Here is a 13,234-nt window from a genome sequence, read left to right as displayed (position 1 = left end):
TTAATCACTAATTGCACGGGCACAGCACCAAACATCAACACGATCCACGCCTTGTTTTTTAAAAAGCTTGGCTAGTTCGTTAACAGTACTCCCTGTGGTTAATAAATCATCAACTAAAGTAATATGCTTATAGTAGGTGCTTTTTACTTCAAACGCATGATGTAAATTTCTTTGACGTTCTTTGCCACTTAAGTTGGCTTGTGGTGATGTATGCAAAATTTTTTTACACAGCGTAAGCTCACAAGGAACCTGTAAATACTTGGAGAGTATTTTGGCAAATTCAGCAGCTTGATTGAATCCTCTTTCTCGTAATCGCGTTGGATGTAGGGGAACTGGTATTAAACATTGAGTTTTAAATCCGGTAGGTGGTAAAGCTTCAAGCATTAGTTTAACTAAAAAACCACGGAGAAAGAGTGCACCATTATATTTATACTCATGCAATAAACTACGTAAAGGCTCCTCGAAACGATACAGGGTTAATGTTCTATCAAAGGCTGGCTTGATTTTGCTACAGCGTCCACAGACTGGGAAGTTATTATCAGATAAAGGGAGGGCACAATAATTACAAGCTGGTCCTAATTGTTTAAGAAGAGAGTAACAGACGCGACAAACAGCATAAGCCTCACGATGGTATTGATAACAAACCACACAGACCGCAGGCAAACGCAACATTTGTGTTATACTGGCCATTTTCTGACGCACGAGTTGGATTCCTTTAATTATTTTCCTTTTCCATGATGAATCTGAAATTAGAAATCTGCAATACATTTAATAAGCACGCTACGGAATACGAACAAGCTGCCAAAATACAAAATGAGATTGGACAACGTTTATTTGAAAGACTGGATTATTTAAAAATTAATCCTCGCTATATCCTTGATTTAGGTTGTGGTCCGGGACTCTTTACCCTGCAATTAAAGAAGAAATACCCTGATGCTGAAATAATAGGGTTAGATATAGCGAAAAATATGCTTATTGAAGCAAAGAAAAAGCAAGGGTGGTGGCGCAATAAATGGTCCTTAATCAATGGTGATATGACCTCACTTCCATTTGCAACAGGTACCTTTGATCTTATTTTTGCAAATCAAACCATTCATTGGACGCAACCTTTATCGCAAGTTATTCGTGAGTTGAATCGCGTTATGAATAATCAAGGTTGCTTAATGTTTTCCACTTTAGGTCCTGACACGTTTAAAGAATTGAAGCAAGCCTGGTTGGCTGCTGATAATTATGCTCATACGAACGAGTTCTCAGATATGCATGATGTTGGCGATTGCCTTTTAAAAGAACGATTTCTCGATCCGGTTGTTGACATGGAATTGCTAACTGTACATTATGATAATTTAAAGAAACTATTAACTAATTTAAAAGCACAAGGCGTGCGCAATATCAATCAGAAGCGTAACGAAGGTTTAACCGGAAAGCATTCTTGGCAGATTTTTGAAGAAGCTTATCAGGTTTTGCGTACAAAAGGAGGCAAATACCCTCTGACTTATGAAGTTGTATACGGTCATGCGTGGAAGGGGGAACAGCATCTTGTTGATGGGGGAACAGAATCATTCATCCCCATATCTCAAATTCAGCGACGCTCTGCGAAAGATTGATAAAATATATCTAGGAATTGAAAACCCTGGCTTACTGGAGTTCGGTTATGTGTTCTCCAAAGCGCTATAATTTAAATGATCCGGATTTACATACTAGCATCTAGGAGTTCTTATGGAATTTGTCAGTCGTTATGTTTCTCATCAACCTGATACCAATGGTATGGTAAATTATAGCAGTGAGGAACATCGCATTTGGCAATTACTTTATGAGCGTCAAATGAAGATTATTCCTAACAGGGCTTGTGATGAATTTATAAACGGATTAAAAAGTTTAGGCTTGTCATCAGCACATATCCCGCAGTTACCTGATGTCAGTCGTCGCTTAAGGGCGTTAACAGGTTGGGAAGTTGCAGCCGTTGCAGCACTGATCTCTGCGCGCGAATTTTTTCAATTGCTGGCTGAAAGACGCTTTCCTGCTGCAACTTTTATCCGCTGCGAAGAAGAAATTGACTATGTGCAAGAGCCTGATATTTTTCATGAAATATTTGGCCACTGCCCAATGCTCACTGACCCAATTTATGCTGATTTTGTTTGTAATTATGCACGTAAAGTCCTTAGTTTACCTGAGGAAAAATGGCCCTTATTGCAACGCCTTTTCTGGTTTACTGTTGAATTTGGATTAATTAAAACTTCTCAAGGTCTACGTGCTTATGGAGGGGGTATTTTGTCGTCTATTAGTGAAACGCCCTATAGTGTAGAAAGTGATTCAGCCATGCGAGTACTTTTCGACCCGGTTGTTGCTTTTCGCATGCCTTATCGTATTGATATGTTGCAACCCGTTTATTTTGTAATAGATGATTACCAAATGCTCTATGACTTTGTTGAGTCTGACATTGTGAAGCTAATTGAGCGAGCTAGAGTATTAGGAGAGTATCCGCCGCTTTTTCCCGTAGATAAGAATAATCCTAATATTCATATCCTGGCTTGTTAGCGTCTGGAATAAACTATCTGCCGCAACTTGTTTGCGGCATCCAATTGTCCTAATTCACGGTAGATTCGGGGTAAACTTCAATGAAGATTGATTCTCAAGGCACTTTAAATTTTTCCATCAACTATAATCATGATAGACATTGTTGTTCTCTTGTCAGTTAAAACTCCAGGGGTGAAACAATGTTCTGGGGACGTTTTAGCAAAATTAACAAGGAATCATAGTTAATGAATGATTAAATCAGCACCAATTGTAATGCCTGATTAGTCTTGCTAATATCGATGCATGTTTTGTGTTCATTGGCTATAGGTCAAGGAGCATCGTTTGATAAAAGTTCTAATTGTTGATGACCATGCCCTAGTAAGAATGGGGATTCGACGATTACTTGAGGATTTACCTGATGTAGAGGTAGTAGCTGATGCTGAAAGCGGCGAGCAAGCTTTGACATTAGTAAAATCTCATAAGCCTGATGTGGTATTACTCGCCATGAAAATGCCGGGAATTGACGGTTGGGAAGTGACCCGGCGACTGAAAAAATCTAATCCTCAGGTTAAAGTAATTGCAGTAACAGCAATGTGTACTGAACCTATGCCTACGCGCGTGTTGCAGCTAGGTGCCATGGGGTATTTAACGAAAGAATCTGGTGCTGAAGAGATGGCTGCGGCAATTCGCAAAGTTGCCAGAGGTGAAAAATATTTAAGTGCTGAAATCGCACAAAAGATGGCGATTAATAGCCTCGAAGCTACGCAAGAATCACCTTTTGATTTGCTCTCTGAACGTGAAATGCAGGTTATGTTAATGATCACCAGTGGCATGACAGTGCAAGACATAGCTGATCGACTATTTTTGAGCTCCAAAACAATTAATGGTTATCGCTATCGAATGTTTGAAAAGTTAGGCATTAAGAATGATGTGGAACTAACTTTCTTGGCAATGAAACATCGAGTTATTGAACAACCTAACAATGCATTGCACGACGAATGAAGGATAACTCCCCTAAGTAAACATCATGATGGTAGGAAAATGATCTGCGAGTTAAATGATCTTTCTGCCTTCTTGGTTCATGTTGAATGCTGTTCGTGAATAATAATATGACCACCAATGATTTAAACACAATTATTGCTAATCTGACTAATGAACCTGGTGTCTATCGCATGATAGATAAAGAAGGTAATGTTTTATATGTTGGAAAAGCAGCCAATTTAAAAAAGCGAGTTAGCAGTTACTTTAATAAACAAAGTTCAGGCGCTAAGACCCGCTCTTTAGTGAATCAAATAGTTGCCATTGAGGTGAGTGTTACCCGCAGTGAAACTGAAGCTTTACTATTAGAGAGTAATCTCATTAAAGCTTTGCGTCCAAAATATAATGTGCTGCTAAGGGATGATAAATCTTATCCTTATATTCATGTGAGCAGTCATGTTTTCCCTCGTATGGAACTTTATCGGAGTAAAAAAAAACCACAAAAGGGGGAGTTTTATGGACCTTTTCCCAGTGTTGCTGCTGTACGTGACACATTAAATACAATTCAGAAAACGTTTAAAATTAGAAATTGTCGTGATAGTTATTTCAATGCACGTTCTCGCCCGTGTTTGCAGTATCAAATTAAGCGTTGCAGTGCACCTTGTGTAGGGTATATTGCTGCTGAAGACTATAAACAATCAATCAATGATGCTACTCGATTTTTGCAGGGCAAATCTCAGCTTATTTTAGATGAGTTAGAGCAGCGTATGGAGCAGGCAGTTGAGCGTTTAGCTTTTGAAGAAGCGGCAATTTTGCGTGATCAAATTAAAAGTTTGCGATTAATTCAAGAGCAACAAGGTGTTGTGCAATTACGAGGTGATGCTGATGTTATAGCCATTGAAGCACGACCTGGTTTTGCTTGTATTCAATGTGTAACTGTAAGAGATGGACATGTTTTAGCGAGCCAAAGTTTTTTCCCTTCCGTGCCGCAGCATGTATTGATGGAGGATAAAGCGGAAACTGATTTATGGGAACAAGTTTTTGAAGCGTTCATTGCTTTTTACTATATTGATACCCCTGAGCGTATACCTGCCTTGATAGTAACCAATCAATTTCTTCACGAACGGGGGATTTTGGAAGAAATGTTGAGTGAGTTGCGAGGCAAAACCTGCCAAATTCAAATCAAACCAAGGGGTGTAAAGGCTCGTTGGCTAGACTTTGCAAATAACAATTTACGTCTGGCAGTGGCTGATTACGTTGCTTCTTCAGTAACAATGTCAAAAAGATATGGTGCTTTGGAAGAGTTATTACAGAGAAAAGGAAAAATTACTCGCATGGAGTGCTTTGATATAAGCCATACTCAAGGAGAGGAAACTGTGGCTTCTTGCGTTGTTTTTGACGTTGGAGGTCCACGTAAGAGTGAGTATCGGCGTTTTAATATTCAAGGGATTACTCCAGGAGATGATTATGGGGCAATGGAACAAGCAATTACCCGTCGCTTCAAGCGTTTATTACAAGAACAACGTTTGCCTGATGTGCTAATTATCGATGGTGGTAAGGGGCAAGTTGCTGTAGCAAAACACGTTTTTGAATCATTAGGTATTGCAGATGTATTTTTGCTGGGAGTTGCCAAAGGGCCTGATAGGAAAGTAGGCTGGGAACGTTTAATCTTAATGACTGAAGAAAAAGAAATTAGCTTACCGGCTGATTCGCCAGCTTTGCACCTTTTACAACATATTCGTGATGAAGCTCATCGCTTTGCTATCACAACTCATCGGAAGAAACGTCAAAATGCCAGTTTTGAGTCTTCTTTGGAAACGATAGAAGGAGTAGGTCCTAAGCGACGACAAGCTTTATTGCGTCGTTTTGGTGGTTTACGTGAGCTATCTCGAGCGCCTGTTGATGAAATTGCGAAAGTCAGTGGGATCAATGAAGAGCTTGCTAATCGAATATATCAACATTTCCATCCCTAATTTTTATATATCGTTGCAAGAAAGCTCCTATTACTCTTTTTACTGTAGGATGGATCTCAAGCGTATTAAGGCTTATACCATTTTTGATAAAGAGTAATAGCAGGTCTCTTTAAATCCTGGAAATAACGAGCGATTGCTGCTTTCTCAGACAAGAGCGAATCTCTAAAGTACATAAAAACAGTTACAGTAAATGAGATAATAGAGGGAATAGGCGATAAGAGATTCAATAATTCCCGTTTTTTCAATCTATTTGGAATGATAAGCAAACTAAAATTATAGGCGTTTATATTGATCCTGCCGCAAACTAATAGCATTTCTTTTGGCGTACTTTAACCAAAGTAATCTCCGATTAAAAATCTTTTATATTCCTCCTGTACTCTATGCACATTCCGGCTAAACGTTACGTGTCTTCGTATCTGCAGCGAGTTTGAGAAGAGGTTATTGTATCTTTTTGCTTGAATGGAGTTTTGCAAACTAACCCTAAACTTATTAATGAATTGACCGAAATAGCATTTAGAAGGAAATATTTGTAATTTAAGCACGTTTCTTGCATCACAAAAAGTAATTAAAAGAGTAGGGGATCACGATGAAGAAATTATTAGAAGTGATTGCACTGATGATACCTGCATTCTTAGTAAATGCAACGAGTTACTTTGGTACTGGACTTTGTGCATATCCGCAATATGAGTGTATTAAAGTTGCTAGTGGGCAAACTTGGGAAAAGCTTTTTCCTGATGAGCAACAACGGGATATTGTTCAGCGCATTAACCGTACCTACAACAATCTTTGGGCTGGTAAAGAAATTGTTGTTCCTCGTAACTTGGCGCAAAAGACAATCTTTGATTTTTCTCCTTTTCCTCTAAAAATAGATGCAGATGGTGAAAAACAAGTTATCGTTGACCAAGATAAGCTTGCCTGGGCAGCTTATGATGCCGATGGACGTTTAGTAAAATGGGGTCCTATCTCTTCTGGTAGTGATAAATGTTCAGATAACAGTAGTCATACCTGCAGAACTATAACAGGAATATTCCATTTTTTTAGTAAGGAAAATGAGAAGTGTCGTTCTAACGTGTTCCCCATTGGCAGGGGGGGGGCAAAAATGCCCTACTGCATGTACTTTCATAAAGGATTTGCATTGCATGGTGCACAAGATATCCCTGGATATCGTGCCAGCCATGGTTGTGTGCGCATGTTTACCCGTGATGCAGAATGGATGAATCATAGCTTCGTTGAGTTGTCAAATGAGAAAAATCATTTTATGGGTACTAAAGTAATCGTTCGTCCTATTATGGCCAACACAGTAAGTGAGAAAAAGAAATGAAAATAAACACTAAAACTACTTTAAATAGTATTGCCCTCTTATCTTTCTTGTGTGCGGGTGTTAATAATGTTTTCGCAGCAAAAGAAGCAAAAGAAGTTGAGGACACTAGAAATCCTCTCGGTTGCTATGACACGGGTTATCAATATGACCTGAAAACACTCCATCTGTATCCTGGACAATCAGGAGAAAGACAATCGATGTATTTCCTATTTAACACTTTGAATCAAAAGGTTAATCTGTATCAAATGCGTGACGAAGAAAGCTCGCGAAGCATGTATTTGAATCATTCAATCAATGCGCGTCAGTGGGCAGTGTTATCGACTAGTGAAAAAAAAGTTAAGTATATTTGTACGGTTCCAGATGGAAAAGAAGAGTACGGAAAAATTGTAGATTGTGCTGAGAGTATTCGAGTCTGCGAATATACTAATGTGCGTTATGGATTAAACAATCGTGGCAATTACTGGATAGTAAACAGTAATACAAGAGGTGGCGCAATATATCAAGTAATCCATTATGGGATTATTCCAGCGCAATAAACCGTTTATAGCGGTAATAAAATAAAGAGGGGAATTACCATGAAATCATTCGTACCATGGTTTTGTCTGGTTGCAGCGACTGGCAGTCAAACAGTTTATGCGGTAAATGGCTTGGATGCTTACCGTCAAGGTAATTACCCATTAGCTGCCAGGACTCTGGTTAATCAATTAAACACAGATCCCGTCGCCAATTATTACTTGGGTAGGATGCGCTTGTATGGCTATGGCGAATTAAAAAATAATACACTTGCATTGCGTTATTTCGAGCAAGCGGGTGAAAAGGGAGTACTCGATGCTCAACTCCTGCTTGCACGTTATAACCTGATACAGGCAAAAGATCCTGAAAAGGCATTGTATTGGTTTAAAAAAGCCGCTGCTGCCGGTGATCTTAATTCCCAACTATATTGTGCAGCTGCTTATTTATTTGGTTTCGGTACCAAGGAAAATTCCGATATTGGCAGACGTTATTACATTGATGCTGCTAAACGAGGCAATGCAATTGCTCAAACGGCCTTGGGAGATCATTTCCTTGAAAGCCGCGATTCAAGGAATAAAAAACTAGGTCTCATTTGGTTAAGTAAAGCAGTTGAGCAAGGCGATCCTAAAGCACAATTAAGATTAGCTGAATTATATTTAGTCGGAGGAGTTGTTAGTCGCGACGACAATAAAGCGAATGAATTGCTTAATAAATCAGCAGAACAAGGGTACCTGCCTGCAATGGTGAAATTGGGAGCCGTGGCTGCCCAGCAAAATGATTTAGAGAAAGCTAAAACTTGGTATACCAAGGCAGCTACTGCAAACAATGTTCAAGCTGAGGTGGCGTTAGCTAGTTTGTATTTGGATAACAAGAGCAAGCTTTACAATCCTAAAACGGGTTTTATGTGGATGTTACAAGCCGCTCAAAATGGTTCTGCAGAGGCTCAGGAAGCACTCGCTTTTATGTATAAAGAGGGCAATGGTGTTACGCAAGATATGAAGTTGTCTGAGCAGTGGCAAGAAAAGGCTAAAGAAACGGCAGCTCGTCAAGCAAAATTAAATCCCGCAATTGAGGTGTCGGAATGGTTAAGTAACGGTAAAGTAAACAATTTTGATATTGATGGTTACCGTTTAGGTGGAATCTATAATGCCTGGAGAAACCCTTTAGCTTTAAAAGAAAATAATTACAATTCTGCACCACAAATGGAAGTTGTAACTCGTGAGGAGCTTTATAAGCCGAATTTTACAATGATATCACCCAAAGATATTGCTATTAGCGATTATTTTGATGTCATTGCTCCTGCTTTAAATGAAGAGCAATCTGAAGCGTTTGCATTTCCTCGTTATCCTTTAGATCCTCAGATTGAAGCATTGATGAAAAATGAATCGCTAGCGTTGGCGCATTCTCCTCGTGTATCGATGGTTAATGAGGGAATACCTTACCCTGTCTCAGGAGAGCCACAACCTTTTGACTATTTTGAACAGATGGTACAAGGATGGGAGCATCAAGCCAACTATCAATCTGTTTTAAGCAAAATGTATGGGCAAGCTATTTTAGGTGAGTCTGCTGCTCAATTTGAGTTGGGGCAACTGTATCATTACGGTATTGCTGTTGCTAAAAATATTCCTCAGGCAATTACTTATTATCAGCTTGCTGCCATGCAACAAGATGTTCGCGCTGAATATAACCTCGGGATTTTGTATTTAGGAGGTCTCACCGATCCAGTGGACTATATGCAAGGCATTAATTGGTTAACAGATGCTGCGTTTAAAGGAAATGTTGATGCACAATATGTTCTTGCTCACATTTACGAAAAAGGACTTAAAGATCCTGCGGGAAATGTAGTGGTACAACCTAACCCCCAACAGGCTACGGCAATGTATTATCTTGCTTCCTCTAACCATTACGGCCCTGCTGAATACCGGCTGGCAGAATATTTAGTGAAGCAGCAGAAAGGAGGGCTAAGTGTCCTCGCTAAAAACAATCGTACAAAGCTAATTAAACGTCTTTATGAAGGTGCCGTGAAAGAGGGCGTTGCGGAAGCAAATTTACCGTTGGCGTTTTATTATGCCATGGATCCAGACAGCAAAAAGCAACTGCATGCATTTAACGTGGCTAAAGAAGAAGCTAAAAGAGGCAACAATTATGCAGCACTTCTATTGGGAATCATGTTTGAAAGAGGCATTGCAGTTCCAGCCAATGATGTTGAATCAATCTATTGGTATCAGCAAGCTGGATTAAATCCAGTCAATAATTTTATTTTGGGAACGTATTACACCCAAGGTAATGGTGTGGCTAAGGACTTACAAAAAGGCAAAACGTTATTACAACAAGCGGCAGATGCTGGTTTTTCTTACGGAAATCTTAATCTTGCAGTATTACAACATAATTCAGGTGAAGATTTTCTCCCTGAGCTCGATAAGGCACGTTTACTAGGTAACAGCACGGCAGGTTTACTGCTTGCGGATTACTATCTGGCACAAGCAAATGACCCGCAAAAAATACAGCAAGCCAGAGATATCTACCAGTATTTTGCCGAGAAAGGGGATAAAGAAGGGCAACTAAAATTGGGATTCCTTTATGACAAGGGATTAGGTGGGCCTGAGAATATGGAACTTGCCGCCAAGTGGTATGCTGCTTCTGCTGAACAAGGGCAACCAGTTTCTCAGTACTTGCTTGGCCGTTTATATCAATTAGGTAAGATAGGTAAAGAACCTGATTATGTTGAGGCAAAAAAATGGTATGCAGCTTCGCAAAGCAATTATCCTCGTGCTGCGGTAGCTCTGGGCTTTATCTATGATACGGTAGATGATAATTATCAAAAAGCAATGCAGAATTATGACATGGCTTCACAAAAAGGTGACAAAGTAGGTCAATTCAACTTGGCTTTAGTCTATGAAAATGGGAAGGGAGTTCCGGTTGATTATGCTAAGGCAAAGGCTTTTTACTCTAAAGCGGCAGAGTTAGGCCATAAACAAGCGATGACACAACTTGCTGGGTTGTATTTCAATGGTCTTATGGGTAAACGCGATGAGCAACAAGCAATACACTGGTACAAAAAAGCTGCTGCTTTAGGGGATAGCAATGCATTGTATCAATTAGGTCTGCTTTCTGAGACAGGAGTAGGAACAAAACTTGATTTTTCGAATGCGGTTGATTATTACCAAAAATCTGCTGAAAAAGGAAATGAGAATGCAAAACTTGCTCTTGCACGCATGTACCAGTATGGATTAGGTGTGGTGAGGGATAGTCAAAAGGCTGCTGAATTATACATTGAGTTAGCGGCAAATAATAACGCATACGCGCAATATCAATTAGCTTTATTGTACTTAGATGGCGCACGTAAACCTGATGAAGGCAAGCGATTATTACAACAAGCGAGTGCTAATGGTAGTCAGCAAGCACGTAAAACCTTGCAATGGCTCGATGCCCAACAGCAAGAACGAGTAAGTTTTATCGAGCCTGTAATTCTTAATCAAGCACCAATTGTGGTAGGACAATCGGCTAATCTGATGTACTTTGATGCATTAAATGAATGGAATCGTGGGGATGAAACTTTGTCACGCATGATTTTAGACAAAATTATGAATCAATTCCCTCAATATATTCCTGCTAAACGGGCCTATGAACAATTGAACCAGGAAATCATTACTGCCCCCCCTGTCAATTTAAGTGCCTCAGATAGATAGACGTTAACAACGTACTTATTATTGTAGTCTGGGTAATGACGTAACCCGGGCTACAAGTTTTTGCTTGTACCCGGTAGCATTCATCAATCTATTTTAAAGAGTGAACATTACGAAAATTATGTTGATATTGTTTTTCTACTTCCTCTCTGGCTGCAGCAACTGATCTTGCAACACTGAGCTTATTCCAAGGTTCAACCGGCAAAATTTGGTTAACCAATTTCTTCAGTGAGTCGAATTTTGAAGTGCACTCAGTTGTAAATTTATTCCCACTTAGTCTTTGCTTGGTAATATGGCGAAACTCTCCCATAATTTGTCGCGCAAACGTGAAGTCGTCGCAGTTTTCTGCAGTCGCACTTGCTATTTTCTCACGCAGTGCATAAAGAGTTTTAGGATGTTTTAGTTGCTCAGGCGTAAAAACTAGTTCTCCTAATGTATCCTTTATTGCTTGTTTTTCTATTGGAGACGCTTTTAGAATTCTACGCTCCAGCATAAAAATTACATCATCAAGTAAGGTAGATACATTTCTAACAATTTGAGAGACGGGAGGGATTTTTAGAATCTCTCGGTCATAAGTTGCTAATATTCCATCAAAATCTTCTGGACTTAGTCTTTTATCGGGGCTTTGCTTTGTCATTCTTTGTAAAAGGTCTGCCAATATCTTTACTTGCTTGGAAGACAATTTTGGGCAGGCTTTGGCTAAATCTTTCTCCATGTTGCTATTAGGAACCAGTCTTGTTATTTCTTTACTGTTTACCGTAATGGGTTCTTCATGCACTTGTCTTAAGCCTTCTGCCGCTGTGATTCCTGTGGAGTAAATATCACCTTTTTGGGTGACATCGGCGCCGGTAAATAACTCGCCAGGTGAATAACGTGGTGTTCCGCGAGCTTCTTTGTTCTCATCGTCTTGAAAGGTTGCAAATCCATAATCAACAATTTTAACGGTTAAGTCTTCATTCACTATAAAATTGGCTGGTTTGAAGTCGGCATGGATAATACCTAATTTATGTAGACGATTCATCTCACCAAACATGCCGCGCATAATGATAAGAAATTCTTCAGGAGCGTATTTGCCCTCTTGAATAAATTTCTGTAAATCTATACCTGGACAAAACTCACTAACCATATAAGCTGCTATGTAATTTTTCTCCTCAGCTGCTTTGGGGAAGAACAATAGAGCTTTGGTAAAATCTGCACAAGCTCCCACTTGTGCTTCTTTTTCTAGAGCTTCTATGTCTTCAATGAGTTGTTCACTGCTTTTAAATGCGAGTTTAACTTTTTTGATAGCTTTTACAGTGCCGGTTTCAGAGTTTATTGCTTTAGAGACTTTTCCAAAGGCACCACGACCTAAAGTTCCCATAATCGAATAAGAGCTTTTTTTCCCAGATGGATCATTTAAAGTTATTTCGGTATGGGAGTTTGGATCGAGTTTATCACGACTAATTTTTTCTCCAGCGTTTATTACAAGAGTGGCTTTAGGAGGAGACTTTAAGGATGGCATAATTGTTCTCTTCTGATTGAATTTTTGTCATGTTTACTAAATTTTCCATAATGCCACATGAACCTTAAAGTTTTATTAAGGGTTAGTCTGTTTAGCAAAGAAAGCTTTGTGCCGGACAAAAAATGAGTGTTGGACGGAAAGGAAAAAAATAACTCTCTGATTTTAAAGGTATTTCATATAATCATTTCGTCTAAAAAAGGATGTAAATATGAAATATATCAGCGAGTTAAGAGGAATTTTAAGTCAACAATTAAATTGGCACAAGTCACGAATGGATTGTTTTGTCAAGATGTTGTTAGCGCTATTTACGGTGAGGAGTATTAATTTAAGCGAAATAGCAGTTGCGATGGATGGAAAAAAAGCGAGTATTGAATCATGCTACAAAAGGGTATACCGTTTTTTCTCAAAGTTTGAATTTGATTTTATCTGGATAGCTCATTGGATTTATTCGTTATTTTTTAAACCAAATCAGAAAGTGTATCTAGCTATTAATAGGACAAATTGGTATTGGGGGAAAGCAAAAATCAACGTGTTTATGTTGTCGATTTGTTATGAAGGGATTGTCATTCCTATTTTTTTGCGTCTACTTAACAAAGCAGCACAAAGCAAAGAAAGAAAATTGATGGGCAGCTAGAAGGGCAGAAAATGCATTGAGATTAGGAGAGTGTTCATCTAACTGTGTCACCTCATTGATTATCTAAGTGTCAGGTTCATACGGTCTTCAAAATAAATATGAAGCTGAGACGCG

10 protein-coding genes are annotated in these 13,234 nt (G+C 39.1%); 8 read left to right on the top strand and 2 right to left on the bottom strand.

Annotated features, from left to right (window positions below):
• Entirely contained in the window at window positions 1–702 is a 702-nt protein-coding gene (locus tag Lbru_RS00050) for a ComF family protein (protein ID WP_058440136.1), read from the bottom strand.
• 35 nt (window positions 703–737) lie between these two features.
• Between Lbru_RS00050 and bioC the strand changes: the two genes are divergently transcribed.
• The 7 genes from bioC (at window position 738) to Lbru_RS00015 (ending at window position 10,988) form a co-directional block, all read left to right on the top strand.
• Window positions 738–1,604 (top strand): malonyl-ACP O-methyltransferase BioC, encoded by an 867-nt coding sequence (gene bioC / locus Lbru_RS00045; protein WP_058440135.1) that lies wholly within the window; start codon window positions 738–740, stop codon window positions 1,602–1,604.
• Window positions 1,605–1,716: 112 nt separating this feature from the next.
• Window positions 1,717–2,535 (top strand): phenylalanine 4-monooxygenase, encoded by an 819-nt coding sequence (gene phhA / locus Lbru_RS00040; RefSeq protein ID WP_058440134.1) that lies wholly within the window; start codon window positions 1,717–1,719, stop codon window positions 2,533–2,535.
• A gap of 321 nt (window positions 2,536–2,856) precedes the next feature.
• Window positions 2,857–3,516, top strand: a complete 660-nt coding sequence (gene letA, locus Lbru_RS00035) for a two-component system response regulator LetA (protein WP_058440133.1) — start codon at window positions 2,857–2,859, stop codon at window positions 3,514–3,516.
• Between the two features lie 107 nt (window positions 3,517–3,623).
• Window positions 3,624–5,465, top strand: a complete 1,842-nt coding sequence (gene uvrC, locus Lbru_RS00030) for an excinuclease ABC subunit UvrC (RefSeq protein WP_131793576.1) — start codon at window positions 3,624–3,626, stop codon at window positions 5,463–5,465.
• A 586-nt stretch (window positions 5,466–6,051) separates the two neighbouring features.
• Complete coding sequence (locus tag Lbru_RS00025) at window positions 6,052–6,786, top strand: L,D-transpeptidase (RefSeq protein ID WP_058440131.1); 735 nt, start codon at window positions 6,052–6,054, stop codon at window positions 6,784–6,786.
• Window positions 6,783–7,322, top strand: coding sequence for a hypothetical protein (locus Lbru_RS00020; protein ID WP_058440130.1), 540 nt, complete (start codon window positions 6,783–6,785; stop codon window positions 7,320–7,322). The genes Lbru_RS00025 and Lbru_RS00020 overlap by 4 nt, the downstream gene beginning before the upstream one ends.
• A 39-nt stretch (window positions 7,323–7,361) precedes the next feature.
• On the top strand, window positions 7,362–10,988 hold the full coding sequence (locus tag Lbru_RS00015) for an SEL1-like repeat protein (protein ID WP_058440129.1): 3,627 nt from the start codon (window positions 7,362–7,364) through the stop codon (window positions 10,986–10,988).
• 88 nt (window positions 10,989–11,076) lie between these two features.
• Here the strand turns inward: Lbru_RS00015 and Lbru_RS00010 are convergent, their stop codons facing one another.
• Window positions 11,077–12,486, bottom strand: a complete 1,410-nt coding sequence (locus Lbru_RS00010; protein WP_058440128.1) for a protein kinase domain-containing protein — start codon at window positions 12,484–12,486, stop codon at window positions 11,077–11,079.
• A 208-nt stretch (window positions 12,487–12,694) separates the two neighbouring features.
• Between Lbru_RS00010 and Lbru_RS00005 the strand changes: the two genes are divergently transcribed.
• Window positions 12,695–13,120: a hypothetical protein gene (locus Lbru_RS00005; protein WP_058440127.1), complete on the top strand. Its 426-nt coding sequence runs from the start codon at window positions 12,695–12,697 to the stop codon at window positions 13,118–13,120.
• The last annotated feature ends 114 nt before the right edge of the window (window positions 13,121–13,234 follow it).

The organism is Legionella brunensis (genome assembly GCF_001467025.1).
GTDB lineage: Bacteria > Pseudomonadota > Gammaproteobacteria > Legionellales > Legionellaceae > Tatlockia > Tatlockia brunensis.
Note: the sequence above shows the minus strand (reverse complement) of the source record. Positions and strands in the feature narration are given on the sequence as shown.